General features: G+C 45.5%; 13 protein-coding genes. 3 read left to right on the top strand and 10 right to left on the bottom strand.

Translation table 11 applies throughout. The annotated features are described in order from the left end of the window. Nucleotides 1-19 precede the first annotated feature (19 nt). The 5 genes from GSY63_RS05820 to GSY63_RS05800 form a co-directional block, all read right to left on the bottom strand. Entirely contained in the window at nucleotides 20-2,683 is a 2,664-nt protein-coding gene (locus tag GSY63_RS05820) for a multicopper oxidase domain-containing protein (protein ID WP_208094471.1), read from the bottom strand. A gap of 94 nt (nucleotides 2,684-2,777) precedes the next feature. After that, a complete protein-coding gene (locus tag GSY63_RS05815; protein ID WP_157526424.1) occupies nucleotides 2,778-3,341 on the bottom strand; it encodes a helix-turn-helix domain-containing protein in 564 nt (187 codons plus the stop codon). 69 nt (nucleotides 3,342-3,410) lie between these two features. Beyond that, on the bottom strand, nucleotides 3,411-3,884 hold the full coding sequence (locus GSY63_RS05810; RefSeq protein ID WP_157526426.1) for a hypothetical protein: 474 nt from the start codon (nucleotides 3,882-3,884) through the stop codon (nucleotides 3,411-3,413). A 105-nt stretch (nucleotides 3,885-3,989) separates the two neighbouring features. After that, complete coding sequence (locus tag GSY63_RS05805) at nucleotides 3,990-4,205, bottom strand: heavy-metal-associated domain-containing protein (protein WP_157526428.1); 216 nt, start codon at nucleotides 4,203-4,205, stop codon at nucleotides 3,990-3,992. A 10-nt stretch (nucleotides 4,206-4,215) separates the two neighbouring features. After that, nucleotides 4,216-6,450 carry a heavy metal translocating P-type ATPase gene (locus GSY63_RS05800; protein ID WP_157526430.1) on the bottom strand — a complete coding sequence of 745 codons (2,235 nt, stop codon included), beginning with the start codon at nucleotides 6,448-6,450 and terminating at the stop codon, nucleotides 4,216-4,218. Nucleotides 6,451-6,624: 174 nt separating this feature from the next. Here GSY63_RS05800 and GSY63_RS05795 point away from each other — a divergent pair, with 174 nt between their 5' ends. Beyond that, on the top strand, nucleotides 6,625-7,344 hold the full coding sequence (locus GSY63_RS05795; protein WP_157526432.1) for a TylF/MycF/NovP-related O-methyltransferase: 720 nt from the start codon (nucleotides 6,625-6,627) through the stop codon (nucleotides 7,342-7,344). Nucleotides 7,345-7,403: 59 nt separating this feature from the next. On the opposite strand, the gene GSY63_RS05790 is transcribed toward GSY63_RS05795, so the two are convergent. From GSY63_RS05790 to GSY63_RS05770, 5 genes are read right to left on the bottom strand one after another with little or no spacing between them, the layout of a single operon-like run. Then, complete coding sequence (locus GSY63_RS05790) at nucleotides 7,404-9,440, bottom strand: heavy metal translocating P-type ATPase (protein ID WP_183549007.1); 2,037 nt, start codon at nucleotides 9,438-9,440, stop codon at nucleotides 7,404-7,406. Between the two features lie 10 nt (nucleotides 9,441-9,450). Then, complete coding sequence (locus tag GSY63_RS05785; protein ID WP_157526434.1) at nucleotides 9,451-9,885, bottom strand: RNA polymerase sigma factor; 435 nt, start codon at nucleotides 9,883-9,885, stop codon at nucleotides 9,451-9,453. Nucleotides 9,886-9,933: 48 nt separating this feature from the next. Continuing rightward, nucleotides 9,934-11,184 carry an efflux RND transporter periplasmic adaptor subunit gene (locus GSY63_RS05780; protein ID WP_157526436.1) on the bottom strand — a complete coding sequence of 417 codons (1,251 nt, stop codon included), beginning with the start codon at nucleotides 11,182-11,184 and terminating at the stop codon, nucleotides 9,934-9,936. Then, nucleotides 11,181-15,611 (bottom strand): CusA/CzcA family heavy metal efflux RND transporter, encoded by a 4,431-nt coding sequence (locus tag GSY63_RS05775; RefSeq protein WP_317168547.1) that lies wholly within the window; start codon nucleotides 15,609-15,611, stop codon nucleotides 11,181-11,183. The genes GSY63_RS05780 and GSY63_RS05775 overlap by 4 nt, the downstream gene beginning before the upstream one ends. A gap of 44 nt (nucleotides 15,612-15,655) precedes the next feature. Further along, on the bottom strand, nucleotides 15,656-15,976 hold the full coding sequence (locus tag GSY63_RS05770; RefSeq protein WP_157526440.1) for a DUF6660 family protein: 321 nt from the start codon (nucleotides 15,974-15,976) through the stop codon (nucleotides 15,656-15,658). 396 nt (nucleotides 15,977-16,372) lie between these two features. Between GSY63_RS05770 and GSY63_RS05765 the strand changes: the two genes are divergently transcribed. Both GSY63_RS05765 and GSY63_RS05760 read left to right on the top strand, forming a co-directional pair. Then, complete coding sequence (locus GSY63_RS05765) at nucleotides 16,373-16,516, top strand: hypothetical protein (protein WP_157526442.1); 144 nt, start codon at nucleotides 16,373-16,375, stop codon at nucleotides 16,514-16,516. Between the two features lie 11 nt (nucleotides 16,517-16,527). Next, nucleotides 16,528-17,082, top strand: coding sequence for a hypothetical protein (locus GSY63_RS05760; RefSeq protein WP_157526444.1), 555 nt, complete (start codon nucleotides 16,528-16,530; stop codon nucleotides 17,080-17,082). Nucleotides 17,083-17,683: the final 601 nt, after the last annotated feature.

Here is a 17,683-nt window from a genome sequence, read left to right as displayed (position 1 = left end):
AAAATTTAATGCGTTTGAATTAGTAAATGACAGTAAGGCCCCCTCCAAAGCCGTACTGGTTATCGTAACTGAGTGATAACGCAAAATATTTGGTGAGCACATACCGCGTATCCATTTGGAATTCCTTGTCAGTATTATAAGACGCACCAAGATAAAGCCTGCTGGAAAGCGGGATGTCTTCCCTGCTCAAAGCAAATCGGAACTTTCCTTTTGAGCTGACGCGTGCATCCGTTTGTATAAATAGCGGCAACAAGTATCTTAAGCCTACAACTGCACTATTTTCACTATACTGTGTGAACCGGCCACCCTTCGTGTTTTTTTCAAAGCTTCCACCGATATAAGCCGCAAGGTATTGCGGGTTATCCAGGTAACGTTCCGCGCGCGGTTCAAATTCGTATCTTCCATCGTAGCTCGCACGGTAGTTTGCATTGAACTCATAACGGGTATTGGAGACAAAGATGCTTCCGGTGTTGGTCTGAGAATGAAAGGACAGCTGCGCCCAGGTGTAAAACTGCCGGTCATCATTAATTACCGGGTTGTTCGGCTGATATTTCGCTACATCAGGGTTACTTGGCGAATCTTCATAACGTACCACCCTTGCCATACCTGACATCATGTGATAAAGTGTGTGGCAATGGAAAAACCAGTCGTGTGCTTCGTCGGCCAGATACTCTATCGTTTGTACCTTCATCGGTTCAATACTCACCGTATGTTTAAGTGGTGCGGAATCGCCTTTAGCATTCAGTACACGAAAAAAATGTCCGTGCAGGTGCATCGGGTGTTCCATCATCGTCGTATTATGAAACACAAAGCGGACAATTTCTCCTTTCCTGATTAGTAACCTGTCTGCTTCTGATAGCGGTTTATTATTGATAAACCAGGTGTAACGTAGCATGCTGCCAGTAAGATATAAATGATAGGTTCGAACAGTGTGTTTTCCTTCAATGGCTGTAGTAGAATTAGCCTCCAGCATATCATAGCTTAGAATTTTTCCTTTCCCGCCTAAACCCAGCAGCATGGATTGGCCGGGCCCCATAGGCGTTCCTTTCCCATCATCTTTCATTTTCATAGCCATCCCACCCATGTTCATATCGTCCATTCCCGGCTGCATGGCCATACCCGGCGTTTTTTCCTTATCTTGCTTTCCATTCTTTGAACTATCGGAGGCCATTCCGGACATTTGATCCATCTTCATTCCGGGCATGTTCATTTTCTGCATATTTTGACGACTGGGATCTTGTCCATTCATCTTCATATTTCCCATCTTCATCATCCCATCACTTTTTGAAAACTCGAGACCGTCGTTTTTTACTTTGGAATTCGGAACGGAGTTCATGGGCATATTCATCATGCCCATCATTTGATTGAAAGTATGGGTAAACCGGTAATAGGGCACTTTTGGAATGTCCGTGGTTTTAAATTCTTTGCCGCTACCAAACCATGCCGAAACTTTTCCGGTAATATCCTGCGCCGTGGCCCGGAATTCATATTTACCGGAGGCAGGTATCTTAATGAGCACGTCATAAGTCTCAGCTGTTCCAATTAAAATTTTATCGACCTGAACTGGCTTTACAGCTAAGCCATCCGCAGCTATCACGGTCATTGACCCGCCTGCATAATTAAGCCAGAAGTAACTGGACGCTGAACCATTAATGATGCGCATCTTCACGGTTTCCCCAGCCTTGAACCGTGTAAAATCCTGATTGCCTTGCCCGTTGGCCAGAAAACGGTCATATTTTACATCCACAAGGTCCATCGCTGGCATACGCATCCAGTCCAGCTTCAATTTGTCGCTCAGGTAACCCTTTTCTATAGCTCCGCCATAGCTCAGTACGCTGCCCCGCTGGATAGAGAACCAGTCGCTGCCCCGCTTAAGCATTCTTAAAACCTCTTTTGGCCGGTAATCGGTCCAATCGGACAACATAAAGACCTGTTCCGGGTAATTATCTTTGCGAACCTGCGGCTGTATCACAATAGGGCCGTATAGGCCAGCCTGCTCGTCTAACTCGGTGTGAGTATGATACCAGTAGGTACCGGTCTGACGGATGGGTATGACGTTCGTAAACGTCGTGCCTGGTTCTATGGGCACGGTACTGATGTAAGGTACGCCATCGTATTTATTGGGTACGAGCAAGCCGTGCCAGTGGATAGATGTTGTAGTTTTTCGGTGGTTATGGATACGGATATAAGCCGTGTCACCTTCCGTAAATCTTAAAACAGGGCCTGGTATCTGGCCGTTAATAGCCAGGGCTTTGACGCGCTTACCGGTGTAGTTAACTATGGTATCGCCGATATTAAGATCATAATATACCCGTTTGCCTGCATGAATAAGGTGATCATTTAGTGTGGATGACGTACTTTTAATGGTATCGCCTGGATTCGCCGGCTGTGCGGTCATCTTCATGCCCGGCATGCTGCCTGTTCCCATACTCATTCCATGTGCTGGCTCAGACATGTCCATATTTTGCATGCTATTTGCAGCGGACTTTTCCGGCATTTTTCTTCCGGGCATTATACCACTATCGGAATGGTTCATTTTCATTCCAATCATGCTACCCACACCTTTCCTGTTCGCCGTTCTTTTCCTCGATCGCTTTTGCGCCGTACTCGCTTTCGTTTTCGGGTTTGTTTGCGAAATTTTTGATTTTTCAGGCTGATTTTTCTGCGATGAATTCATGTTCATACCGGGCATTTCATGTTGTTGGGCATGGGCAACCAAAGTCACGCAGAGATAACTTATTAGGAGTACTGTCTTCAGGTTTTTCATAACAAATGCTTTATACCTTATCTAATGATTTTCTGGGCAGCTGATCGGAGGATTTATACTGGCTCGGCGTTAACCCGGTTATGGTTTTGAACTGTGTGGACAAATGGGCGCTGCTGCTGTAGCCCATTTTCCAGGCGATCTCATTCATGTTGAGTTCACCGTACTCCAGCAGTTCTTTCACTTTTTCGATCTTTTGCTGAATAATGAATTTTTCTATGGTGGTATCCTCGGATTCCGAGAACATCCGGCTGAGGTAGGTATAATCCTTATGAACCTGATCGGACAGGTAATCTGAAAAACTAAGGCGATTGTCGGCAAGGTCGCTGTGATGGACCTTTTCAATGATCAGGTCTTTGATGCGCTGCACAACGCGGTCTTTTTCATTGTCAATCAGTTCGAAGCCAAGCAGCTTCAGAGCGGAGGAAACAGCACTTAATTGAACGGCATCCGGCTCAGGCTGTACATCCGCGCTGCCTAGAGCAATTGCAGTGACGCGGAAACCTAAATTTTCCAGTTGTTGTTTAACGACCATAATGCAGCGGTCGCAAACCATATTTTTAATATATAATGTCATGTTTTAATTCAAGCTAAAGAAAGTGAAGGCAATACTACTTCAGGCCGCAGAAATGCGGCAATGCTTGAATCAGATCAGAAGAGAACGGTATTTAAGAAATAAAGGCTGTACAGCCGACCGCGGCGGCCCCGTGGCGTTTAACCAGGATACTTTAGCCTCATAAATGCCCCGAACAGGCGCTGCTGAATCATAAGGTAAAAAAATCACGGCGACCTGTAATGCGCTCAGTTGAAATTCCAGCGAAGCGGAAGAGTTTTCTTTGATCACATAATTGCCGTGCTGGTTACAGCAACTGCAATCTTTACCTTCACCACAAGATTTTTTGTGTCCATGTTCTTTGTCCTCATGATGGTCGCTATCATGTCCGGCAAGAGATTCTTCATCGTGGCCATCGCCCATATGGTCATCAAGCGCAAGCGCCGTTAATTCGTGGCCCGACTTTTCCAATAAAAATTCGGCACCGCAGTGAACCAGGCATACGAACATACCCGTTGTCAGCAACAGGTAAAACGCAGCCAAGCCGAAGGCACCGAATTTTCTCATTATATTAGATACACAAAAAAGTTACATTTGTTTAAAAGCTACCGTTTTTTCTTAATAGTCAAAGCGCTATTCCTGCCTTTCAGTGCGGCTCTTACAAATATCGGTTTATTTGATGACTTCTGCCTGAAAGCCTTTGGCCTTCAATGCGCTAATCACTTCATTAGGATTCAAACCTTTATTTGTATCTACAGTCAGTACCTTATCAGGGTTAGCCGTATCGACCTCCCATTTTTGTACGCCGTCCAAATTATTAAGTACCGGGGTTACCGTTGCTATGCAGCCACCACATTTGATGGTGGTCTTGAATTTTAGAGTTTCCATTGTTTTTATGCTATATGTTAATTTTTGAATATTTAAGCCGAAGGCTGTTGCTGACCACCGATACAGAACTAAGGGCCATAGCTGCACCCGCGATCATGGGATTAAGCAGGAAGCCGTTGAACGGATACAATATGCCGGCAGCCAGCGGAATGCCGATGAGGTTATAGATAAATGCCCAGAACAGATTTTGCCGAATTGTACGAACAGTGAGCCGGGACAGTTTAAGTGCTTTGGGTATCTGTAAGAGATCGGAAGAGACGAGCGTGATCTTAGCTACATCCATGGCGATGTCCGAACCATGGCCCATTGCTATAGAAAGGTTAGCCTGTGCCAGCGCCTGGCTGTCATTGATGCCATCACCTACCATCGCGACTATTTTGCCCTGGCTTTGCAAGGTCTTCACAAACTCCGCTTTGTCGGCCGGTAAAGCACCTGCAATAATTTCAGTGATACCGGCCTCTTTACCGATATGTGCAGCAGTAACCGCGTGGTCACCGGTGAGCATATAGACCGTGATACCACTGCCTTGTAATTCGGCAATCGCTTGGGCAGAAGTAATTTTCACCCGGTCTTGCAGGGCAACAATCGCCAGTACAGAAAGATGTGAAGCGAAATAGATGACCGTTTTACCCCAACCAGATAGTGCTTCTGCCGCAACACGAAGTTCATCAGGCAAGTTGGTTTTACAGGAATCTACGAGTTTCAGGTTACCGGCATAGAACGGCTGTCCGTCGAACATGCCTTCAATTCCCTGACCGGTGAGACTGTGAAAATAGTTCGACGCTACAGTTCCCGTGTTTTGCTCCTTTAAGTAGGCTACAACTGCTGTCGCAAGTGGATGTTCCGATTGCTGTTCGAGTGATAACAGTATTGCAGCTAAGGGATTTTCTTTACCAGCCGCCTGATTCGCCCAGATCAGGTCTGTTACTACTGGTTTGCCTTCCGTGATCGTCCCTGTCTTATCCAGCACGACTGCATTCACCTGATAACCGATTTCAAGTGCTTCCGCGTCTTTGATCAGGATGCCATTTTCAGCGCCCTTGCCAATACCGACCATTACAGCGGTGGGCGTAGCCAGGCCAAGCGCACAAGGACAGGCGATCACCAGCACCGTCACCATTGCCAAAAGCCCTTGCGTTAAGGCTTGCTGACCGCCGAATAGCAGCCAGGCACCTAATGTTATCAGCGCGATCAGCATTACGACCGGCACGAATATACCTGCAATTTTATCGACCAGTTTTTGAACCGGCGCTTTAGAGCCCTGCGCCTCCTGTACAAGGTTAATGATCTGTCCGAGGAGCGTTTCACTGCCGACTTTTTCAGCACGGAACTGAAAACTGCCTTTTTGATTGATCGTGCCCGCGAAAACCGGGTCGCCGCTTTGCTTTGCTACAGCGACAGGTTCGCCACTGATCATGCTTTCATCGACATAGGAATGACCCTCCTGTACCGTACCATCGACGGGGATCTTTTCACCAGGGCGTACCAGCAACAAGTCACCAACCCTGACTTCTTCTACCGGCATAACCTTTTCACCTGCCGGAGTGATCAGTAAAACAGTCTTTGGCTGGAGTCCGATTAGCTTTTTGATAGCGGAAGACGTGTTGGATTTTGCCCGTTCTTCGAGCAATTTTCCCAGCATGATAAAGACAATGACAACCGAGGCCGCCTCGTAATATACATGCGGGTGCAAGGCCTGCCTGTGCCAGAAATCCGGGTAAACGGTATTGAAGACGCTGAAAAGGAAAGCAATGCCCGTACTCATAGCTACCAGCGTATCCATATTGGCGCGTCCATGCTTTGCCTGTTTCCAGGCCCCGATAAAAAAGTTACGTCCTGCAACAAAAAGCACGGGCGCGGTCAGCAATAACATGATGTAATTGGCATAAGGCATGTCCATATAGAACATACCGATGATCACTACGGGTAAGGTAAGGGCACCAGCCCATAGGATATTTCTCTTTAATGCACGGTAGTGAGTTTCCCGGATTTGTTCCTGCTGTTCTTTACCGTTAGCTGTATCTATGAGCAGGTCGTAACCTACCGACTGTAATGAACGTTTTAACACTTCTGGTGCAACGATTTCAGGGTGAAATTCGACCTTTACGGTTTGCGTTGCAAAGTTCACAGCCGCTTGCTCAACACCGTTTTGTGCGCCGAGCATTGATTCAACGCTTGATGCGCAGCCTGCACAGGTCATGCCGGTAACGGGAAAAGTAATTGTGGTGATCGATTGCGCTGCCATTATTCTTTATTTATGGTACAAAATTACGGGGCCACCGAAAATTTGCGTTACAGGATTATGCGGAAATTTTACAGAATACCGTTTAAGTTTCAGCGTTTGCCACAATTTTACTATTATTGAATATTGGTTGATAGTTTAAACTATTGTCTAAACACCTTGTAAACTTATAACCTCATGGACAATTACTTCCTGGTCAAACAGCCGTATGCCGTAAATGAATTGAAACGGTCAGCGTTGGTAGATTTCGTTAACAAAGGACTGCGGTTCATGCGTACCGGTTACCAGGTTAAACAATTGGATACCAATGTAGATATGAATACGCCTGAACAGCGCATCAATTATTATCACTTATTAGATTCCGTGATCTTCAACGGAGTTGCGGGTGATGTTGTAGAGTTAGGTTGCTTCACAGGTCAATGCGCGCTTATTTTTGAAAAAGTGATTGAATTAAACGCTTCTTCAAAACAGCTTCATTTGTACGACAGCTTTTTCGCCACCTTCACTGTTAAAGGAAGTGTTGAGGAACAACTGAAAGCCAATTTTGAAAAGGCCAAACTGAAGCAGCCCATTGTTCATAAGGGTGATTTTAAAACCACGTTACCGAACGAGTTACCTGCGGAGATCGCGTTTGTTCATATTGATTGCGGTTTTGGTGGCGACAAGTTGGAACACAAAGCGGTGATGCTCCATTGTTTCGAAAGCATTTATCCACGCATGAGCAAGAATGCTATTTGTATCCTGATGGATTATTATGATGCCGAAGCAGGTGCTGAAGGCCTTGATATCAATCCCGGTGTTAAATTGGCCTATGATGAATTTTTTGCGGACAAGCCGGAAAAGATCGTTTGCCTCTGGGGTAACCAATATAACCATGCCTATTTCCGAAAGGCTTAAAGAAAGAACTTTAAGCGAACGCCAATAGCGCTGTGAAACTTTGCTTTGTTCGCCTGCATTCACTCATGCAACGTCATCCGCTGAATCCGCACCGCATTTAAAATGGCCAGCAAAGCGACACCTACATCTGCGATCACTGCTTCCCACAGATTAGCGACACCACCAGCACCAAGAACCAAAACGATGACCTTTACCACCATGGCAATGGTTATGTTTTGCCATACGATCCGTTTAGTAATCCTGCCGATCTCAATCGCGGAGGTAAGTTTAGAAGGCTGATCGTTCTGAATTACAATATCCGCTGTCTCTATCGTCGCATCACTGCCTAAGCCGCCCATCGCAATGCCGGCATCAGCAAGCGCAACTACCGGCGCATCATTCACTCCATCACCGACAAAAGCGATACGACTGCCCGCATTTTTGAACCCTTGTACTTTTTCCACTTTTCCGTCTGGTAACAGATCACCAAAAGCTTTATCGATGCCAAGTGCCTTAGCAACTTTATCTACTACCGCCTGTTTGTCCCCTGATAACATGACGGTCTGCAATTTTAAAGCATGCATTCGCTCAATTGCCTCTTTTGCATCTTCCTTAATTTCGTCAGCAATCGTGATATAACCCGCATATTTATCATCAACGGCCAGTACCACAACGGTGTCAACCAAATTATCTACGTCAGCAGGATAACTTATATTAAACTTTTTGAGCAGCTTGGCATTCCCGGCAAGTACCGTTTTGCCGTTAACTGTTCCCTTCAAACCATGACCTGATATTTCTTCGACGTTTTCTGCCTTTAATTGACCTTCCTGCTGACCTGCATATTCAACGACGGCTTTGGCAATAGGGTGTGTAGAATTGGCTTCGATAGCAGCGGCGGTTCTGATCAGTTCATTCTTATCAAAATTCTCGGTAACAACTTCCTGTACTTTAAACACGCCTTTAGTAAGTGTGCCGGTCTTGTCCATAATGACGGTGTTGATCTTGGTCATTACGTCCAGGAAGTTCGAGCCTTTGAATAAAATACCATTTCTTGAAGCCAGCCCAATGCCTCCAAAATAGCCCAATGGGATGGAAACCACCAGCGCACAAGGGCAGCTGATCACTAAAAACACCAATGCCCGATAAAACCATTGATGAAAGTTATAAGGGTCTGTAAAAAAGTAGGGTGCAAAGCATACCAACAAGGCCAGTGCAAAGACTATCGGTGTATAAATTTTAGCAAAGCGGCTGATAAAAAGCTGCGTTTGAGATTTACGGGCGGTCGCATCCTGCACCATTTCCAGTATCTGGCTGAGCTTACTGTCTTTAAACAGCGCCTTGACCTGTACCTCGCTCACTTTGTCCAAATTGATCATACCCGCAAGTACCTTTTCGCCCTTACGTTTAGTATCCGGTTTACTCTCACCGGTCAAGGCTGCGGTGTTGAAACTGGCGGCATCTGAATAAAGTTCACCATCCAGCGCAACTTTTTCACCTGCTTTCACTTGAATGACCTCATCCACCTTAACAGTTTTCGGGTCTGTTTCAGTTGGCTTACCGCCACGCATAACAGTTACCTTATCCGGCCTGATATCCAACAACGCCTTAATGCTTTTCTTTGCTTTATTCACGGCAGCATCCTGAAACCATTCGCCTATGGAATAGAAAACCATTACGGCAACGCCCTCACTGTAGGAACCAATGCTGAAAGCACCGATGGTCGCTACGCTCATTAAGAAAAACTCATTGAAAAAATCAAAATGCTTTGCCTTGCGCCAGGCCATAGCCAAAACATTGTAGCCAGCCAACCCGAATGCAATCAAAAAAATGATCAGATTGACGGGAAATGGCGGTTGGTACTTAAACCCATATTCGAGCGTCAGCATGACGATCAAAATAAGCAGCGCGGTAAGCAGCGGCCAATGGCTCAGCCAGGTTTCTTCCTCTGCCGGTGCTTTCGTAAGATCTAAAGATTCATCTTCGTCATCATGATCGTGTTCAGACGCGGCATGTTGGTCAGCCTCATGGGCCTCTTTTTCAGCGCCCGAGGTATTGGCTAAATGTTCATCCGATTTGAATTGTTCTTGCCGTACCTGGTTTTCTTGTTCTTCTTTCATGATATGGTAGTTAAGCGTTTTGCACCGCTGTTTGTTTCGACAGGAACGTATGATAAGCGTACTTGACCTCTTTTAGCGGTAATTCGAGCCTGAATGCGATGTTCTTAAAACTGAAACCTTTTTGTTTCAGGTGAGCGGTCATTGTTGGGAGCCATTCTTCCAGGGGCTTCAATTTAAAATACTTCTTACAGGCTTCCGCTGCGAACCCGTAGATGATCCAGTCGAGTTCATCCAATAGTTTTAATGCACTAACGTTTCTATAGATCGTCAGAAATACGTCCTGTGTGACCTCGTCAGTATCCTCGTGATCCAGGCCCTGGTGACGGATAAAGAAGTAAATCTGCTGCTGATATTTAGCGAGCAACTGGCCGAAAGCCTTCCGGCGTGTTTTCTCGTTTACTAAATCCTTCAATATGACATCATCTGCAATTACAATCGTTTCCATGATCTTTTCCTTCGTGCAGACTAATTGCCTGCGTTTTTAAGTTCAATTCTATTCTTCGTCTTCCCCTGTGGCGCTTTCTGATGAAAGGATATAAAAGGCACCCTTTGTTACGATCTTCACATCTTTTGGCAGCGACGTCACCAGCCTGACTTCGGTATAGCCCAGGTCCGTTACGCCCGTCACGACCTCTGCTTTTTCAAACACATACTTTCTTCCCGGCTTTGGCTTATCGTCTTTATCCTTTGCGGTTTCGTCTTTATCTTTCTCCATTACCTTGACTAAGTAATAGATATATTCCTTACCACCGGTTTTTATGACGGCTTCAGTTGGAACGGCAGTCGCCAATTGCTGGCCAACGTCAATTAAGGCGGAGACATACATTCCCTGGATAAGATTACTTTTGGCAGCCTGTTCGATCACTGCATGGGCGATGATCGCCTTGCTTTCATTTTCGAAAGATTGGTTCACCCCGTAGATCTTTCCTGTGATCTCCCTGTTATTCTGGTTGGTCAAGGTGAAATAAACATGCTGACCAGCCTTAACCTTAAACAGGTCTTTTTCATACACGACCAAATCGCAATGCACTTTTGAGTTATCAATGATGTTCATCAGCGGTCTTGCAGGTTCGGCATAAGAGCCGGTCTGAATAACGATCTTCCCGATAGTACCGCTGATCGGCGCGTATACCGGAATCTGTGTGATAAAACGGCCATGTGATGCACTCTCAGGACTTACGCCTACCTGCCGAAGCTGACGGCTTAATGCAGCTACCTTAGCTTGTTCGGTCTGTAACGCGCTTTGTGATTGCTGATACACCTTTCCCGTACCGGCGTTTGCCTCATTCAGTTCTTTTTGCCGTTCATATTCTTTGGTAGCATACATCAGACTGCTTTGTGCAGCCATATAATCCTGCTGTAATTGGATCAGTTGGTTATTTTCTATAGCAGCCAATTTTTGACCTTTGTTGACATGCTGTCCTTCCAGAACGAACACCTGATTGACAACGCCGCCCATCAGCAAGGTAACTTCTGCTTTATTCTGTGGTGGCACCTCCAACTGGCCGCTGGCCTTAACGACCGACTTTAAATTCTTTTGCTCCAAATAGCCTAATTGAATACCAACGGCATCCAACTGGCTTCGAGAAATGGTTATACCGACAGTTTTGTTTTTAGGTTTTTCCTTCTCCGCTGCTTCTTTTTCTTCTGTCTTGGGTTGCTGTGTGCAGGACGCCAAAATGATAGTTGCGACAAGTGTCAGCGCGAACGCTGTTTTATATTTTTTTAAACGGAATAGTCTCATTTTGATTTCGATGTTGTAGTGAGGTAAGTAAGTTCAATAACCGCCTGGTTGTAATCACGAAGTGCTGAAAGATAGGACAGGCGGATGTTCATGGCCTGTGTCATATTCTGAATAAATTCGACATAGCCGATCTCACCCTTGCTATAAGCAAACTGGGCGATCCGTATTTGCTCGGCTGCCTGCTTTAAACCACCTTCGTCGTAATAGCGGACTGCCGCCTCATATTTAGCGAGTTGCTGCAGTGCCTGATTATATTGCTTGTTGAGTAAAAGGCTGGCGTTCTGCTGTTCAGCCTGAGCGATCTGCTGTCCCACCTGGGCGGCTTTAACCCTGCTCTTTTGAGCACCGAAAAATAATGGCACCGAAACACCGACTTCAAAACCACCAACCCTGGTGCCGGGAAAATAGTTGCGGCTGATATTGGCAGGATTAAACGCGCCGACTAAAAGTTGTTGGCGATAACCAATGGTCAGGTCAGGGAAATAACGGCTTTTTTCCGCTTTCAGTTGTGCATCAGCTAAAGCATTTCGTTGTTCATAATAAGCTACTTGTGGGTGATTGCTGGTCACAATACTATCGGCAGCAATAAAAGAAAGCTTTTCTAAAGGCCCATCAGTTATTGCAGGCAAATAGTTAATGCTCAATAACTGCTGTAATTCCTGCCTGCCGATCAGTACATCCGCTTCCGCCTGTCGCCTGGAAACGCTGATCTCTTTGTAAGCGTTCGTAGCCGAAAGCTGTTCAAGGTAGGAGGTTTCACCTGTTTTATAGCGCAAAGCCGCCCGCTCTGAAAAGCGTTTATATAAGCTATCCTGGCTGGTAAGCTGCCGTAACTTATTCTGCGCATATTGAACCTCGTAATAGGCTGCTGTGACCTGTTTGACGACTTCGTTTTCGGTAATAGCTTTTGAGCGTTCGCTCAATGCGGTCTGTGCTTTGAGTACTTTTGCCTGAGCGCTGTAAACGGTCGGAAAAGCAAAGCTTTGGGTGATCCCCAAACTATTATCGATATTCCCACCGGATGTAGGGTCTTGTGTAAGGGTGATGTCGGTTTTGGCGGGGTCGAATGCCGTACCTTGTAAAGTTCGGTTCTGACCGATCTCCAGCGTTGCTCTGCGCAATTGCGGATTATTTCGGATTGCGGTCTCAATGCTCTCTGATAAGGTAAGCGGTTTATCACTCTGCGCGTTGACCGACGAAGCAATTAAGCTGCCTGTAAGAAACAATAAGATAGCTCCGATCTTGGGTGATAATGGCATTGTCTTGTCTGTTTTTGGCGGATGATTTTTGGTAAAAAGAATATAAAGCACCGGAAGAACCAGTAAGGTAAGCAAGGTCGCTGATATTAGCCCGCCGATCACAACCGTTGCCAAGGGCCTTTGCACTTCGGCACCAGCGGTAGACGATATAGCCATCGGCAGGAAACCTAACGAAGCTACAGAGGCCGTCATCAACACGGGCCTTAACCTGACCTGCGTTCCTTTCTTTACACGCTCGATGATATCGGTAATGCCTTCAGCTTGAAGCTGGTTGAAATAACCGATCAGAACGATCCCGTTCAAAACGGCAACACCAAAAAGGGCGATAAAACCGACGCCTGCGCTGATACTAAAAGGCATTCCTCGTAAGTACAAGGCAGCAACACCACCAATTGCTGATAGCGGTACGGCAGAAAAGATCAGGAGGGTCTCTCTAACGGAACGGAAGGTAAAATACAGCAACACGAGGATCAGCAGCAGTGCTACCGGCACAGCTATAGCTAAACGGCCTTTGGCTTCCTGCAAATTTTGGAACTGTCCGCCATAGGTCGTGTAATAACCGGCAGGCATTTTTAATTTTTGATTTAAGAGCTCCTGTATCTCCTTAACCGTACTTTCCACATCACGGCCGCGGACGTTAAAGCCAACGTAGATCCGGCGTTTACCATCCTCACGGCTGATCTGTGAGGGTGCATCCTCGGTTCTGATCGATGCCACCTGGCTTAACGGAACCTTGCTGCCGCTTGGAAGCGGGATATAAAGGTTTTCGATGTTCACTATATCGGAACGCAGTTCACGGCTTAGGCGCAAAACGATCTCAAAACGTTTCTCACCCTCGAACACCGCACCAGCCACCCGACCGGCAAAAGCGGTACTTAACGCCGTGTTGACATCTTCAATGTTCAAACCATATTGGGCGATCTTATGGCGGTCATAAACAACCGCTACCTGGGGCAAGCCGCTTACCTTTTCTACCATTGGTTCACTTACCCCCTTAACGCCGCTGATCAGTTTTGCAGTTTGATACGCCTGGGAAGCCAATACGTCCAGATCATCGCCAAAAATTTTAATGGCAACATCCTGCCGTATACCTGTCATCAGCTCATTGAATCGCATCTGCATAGGTTGGGTAACTTCTACATTAATGCCGGGAATATCTTTTAGTGTTTCTTCGATCTTCTCCATTATTTCAGCGCGATCACCGGCAGAAGTCCATTCATCTTTCGGTTTCATAGATAGCATCATATCACCACGCTCGAACGGCATCGGGTCTGTAGGCACTTCCGCGCTTCCTATACGGGTTACTGCCTGCTTGATCTCCGGGAACTTCTGCTTTAAGAGCTTCTCTGCTTTTCCAAAGGTCTGCACTACCTGCGATAGTGAGGTGCCTTGCATCATGGCAATTTCAACCGTCAGATCACCTTCTTCTAAAGTCGGGATGAACTCACCGCCCATTTTAGCAAAAGCCCACAGGGCGATGGCTAATAAAACGACAGACAAAAAAACGGTAAACTTTTTAGCCTTCAGCACGGCGTTTAACGCCGGCGTATAAATGCGGTGCATGGCATCAACCAGCCGGTCAGAAATATTCCGCTTATGGTGGGTTTTCTTACTTAAAAATAAGGCACTTGCCATAGGCACATAGGTCAGCGAAAGGATAAAAGCACCCAGGATGGCGAAAGCTACCGTTTCTGCCATTGGCCGGAACATCTTTCCTTCGATACCTACCAGTGCGAAAAGCGGCAGATAAACGATAAGGATGATGATCTCGCCAAAAGCGGCGCTGTCCCTGATCTTGGATGCTGCTTCGTAAACTTCGCCATCCATTTCAGATTGATCAAGTGTTTCTTTGCCTGCGAAGCGGTTGCTTTCTGTGATCCGGTGAACGATGGCTTCGACAATAATAACCGCCCCATCCACGATCAGTCCAAAGTCAATTGCACCCAGGCTCATCAAATTTCCGGATACCCCAAAGAGATACATCAGCGTTACGGCGAACAGCATGGCCAGGGGAATAACGGAAGCAACTACTAAACCTGCACGCCAGTTACCCAACAGCAGGACCAATACAAAAACGACGATAAGGCCGCCTTCTATAAGGTTCCGTTCTACCGTACCCATAGCCCTGCCAACAAGTTCCGTACGGTCAATGAACGGCTCAATGACCACACCCTCGGGCAATGACTTTTGTACCTGGGCCATGCGTTCCTTAACGCGCTCGATAACATCACTGAAATTCTCACCTTTTAGCATCAGGGCGACACCGGCAACGACTTCGCCTTGTCCGTTACGGGTAACTGCGCCATAGCGGTTAGCACTGCCATATTGCACCTTGGCAATATCACCGATAACCACAGGTGCATCTTCACGGTTCTTAACCACGATATGTTCAATATCATCCAGTGTTTTAACCTGACCCAGCCCCCTGATAAAATAGGCGTTACTTCGCTGTTCAATGTACGATCCACCTGTGTTTTGGTTATTCTTTTCAAGTGCAGTATAAATATCGCTGATCGTAATATTAAGGCTGTTCAGCCTTTCGTTGTCAATAGCGATCTCGTATTGCTTCACATAGCCGCCCCAACCGCTGATTTCGGCAATTCCAGGGGTTCCGGCCAGTTGTCTGCGGACGATCCAATCCTGCATGGTACGCAGGTCTGTAGCGGAATATTTGTTTTCATAGCCGGGTTTTGTATGTATGACATACTGGTAGATCTCCCCGAGGCCGGTCGTGATAGGTGCCAACATAGGTTCGCCGGTGTCTTTGGGAATCTGACTTTCAGCTTCCTTTAAACCTTCGCTGATCTGCTGCCTCGCCCAATAGATATCTGCATTGTCCTCAAATACTACCGTTATCACCGACAGTCCGGAACGGGAAATTGACCGTTTTTCAATTACTTTAGGCACGTTGGCAATCGCCAGTTCTATCGGCGCGGTAATATATTGCTCCACTTCCTGAGCGCCCAAAGTAGGTGCCTGGGTAATAATTTGAACCTGGTTATTGGTAATGTCAGGCTGTGCATCAATTGGCAGGCGTGTAAGCGAAAAAATACCGGCCGCTACTAATAATATTATAAATGCCCCTACGACCAGCTTATTGCTGATCGAGAACGCAATGATCTTATCAAACATGGATTTATGGTTAATACGTAAACGTGCTTGTGGCATAGCGCAGACGCTATCCCATCACGAACAAAATTGAAGCGAATGTATTAACCGATCTGAGGCGGCTGCCAGATAGAAATGGATTGTTCAAGAAGCGCCGGAACTGTCGGCTCACCGAAAGTTTTTTTAACTTCTTGTATGAAAACGCTCCCCACGTGATGGTAGGGTGTTAGCGTCCGAACAGTAGAACAGCAGGAACAGGTGCAGAACGGCGTGCAGGTTTCTTTGCCTGCTTTTTCGTCACCTGAATGGCTTTTAGTAAAAGTAGTATAAGATTTCACCATATCCCCAAAGTCGTCACTGTCCCTGCATGGCAACACTGCCAGTAAGGTCATGTAAACGCTGAATATGATTCCTACATACTTCATTTGATACAAACATATGATTTACAGGTCAATTATTACAAAATTAAACTTCATAGAAATGTTAATTTATGTTAAACCTGTTAAGGGGCATAGAACACCAAGAGAAGTGTGGTCAGGTTAAAACAAAAAAAGTACAGCAAAGCTTTACCCGCAATTCGTAGAATTCATATATCCGCAAAAGACTACGGCATAACGAGCCGCCTTCTTAGCGCGGCGCGCTCGCCCTACGGGACTTATTCCGTTTCCATTTGCCTTATTGCGGGTAATTTATTATGCTTTCTTTTTTTCCTTTTTCTTTTAAACCGTTATACAACATATTGTTTAGTATCTTCAATCATGTATATAGACCAAATATATTTTCAAAAATTGCACCTCCAGTTTGGTGATCTGATTTATCTAATGATCGAAACAGGCGAAGGATTTACTGGCTCGTTTCAGGATGGCTTCGATGGCTCGGCGTTTTTGTTCACTAACTTTTCCAATGGTAAGACACAAAAGGTAGCGCTAAATAACTTACAACAACTGGAAAAGATTAAGCAGTAGTAAATCGAACGATGACTGAGGAGTTAATACAGAAATATAACAACCATCGCCAGAAAGCGGACGGTTATAATGTCGATACGATTAGCGGATTGTATGATAAATATTCGACAACCTATACCGGATATAACATGCTGTATAATGAAGTCCCGGCTTCACTTGCAAAGCAAAATGTTAAATTAAGGGCTAAAGACGATGACAATCATAAAGCAACTGATCTTGTAGCACAGTATTTAGGGGAAGAAAATATTTACAACCAATTTTTGGAATGGGGTAATGAAAAAGATATTCATTCTTTAATATGGATCATTGAAGAAGGTTATTTTAACATCGTGCTTGACCGGGCTGGAAATTCTAAATCAGAACGAGATAAAGAACTGCTTCTCGGGTTAAAATCCGAATCTTCAGACGTTAAAATAATGGCAATCCTAAAAATCATATATGCAGTCAGAAACAATATGGTTCATGGTAATAAAGACATTCAAGAATACCAGCGCTTTTTGTTAGAGCCCCTTCTCAGCCTCCTGCAAACACTATGTTCGCAATTATTTGAAAAACTTGGAGCCTAAGTTTGAATGATTCATCAAAAAATGCGGTTTATAACAAAAGTCCCTTAACACTCGCTGCAAGGGACTTTCAACCTAAACCTTATCACAAGGCAAGCAAGGATGCCTGCCATTAAGGGTGGCAATCTACAATTTTTGATGGAAAATAAATGAATGATATTTCAGGTCGGTTTATGGTAAATCAAGGCGCACCCTGTTTTCACCGAAAATCATTTAACACTATGAAAACAGGGGGCGTTCTTCGGGCGGGCGATAGCCCGCCGCCGGGCAATTTTAGAAACAAGGGGGATTGCTCCCCCTAACAATTAATTATAAATCAATGCTTCGCTTCCCTGTGTCGCAAAATCCCGACACAGATTAAAGGCGGTTTGTGCCCGTTGTTTCGCTGTACCGTCCATGATGGATTTAAATTTGGCTTCATCACTTTTAAAACCGCGCACATTTTGGAAATAACCCGTAACGCTTATGCAAAGCTTTGCATAACCATCATTATGGAAAGTAAAAGATTATGTAAAGCAACATCATAAAAGGGGTTAAACCTGTGCGTTTAGCCGTCTACTTTACAATATCACTTTACATAATAATGCGGCTATTTTTTAAGGTT

It is taken from the genome of Mucilaginibacter agri (genome assembly GCF_009928685.1).
Lineage (GTDB): Bacteria > Bacteroidota > Bacteroidia > Sphingobacteriales > Sphingobacteriaceae > Mucilaginibacter > Mucilaginibacter agri.
The sequence above is the reverse complement of the archived record's forward strand: the minus strand, read 5'-3'. Positions and strand labels throughout refer to the sequence as shown.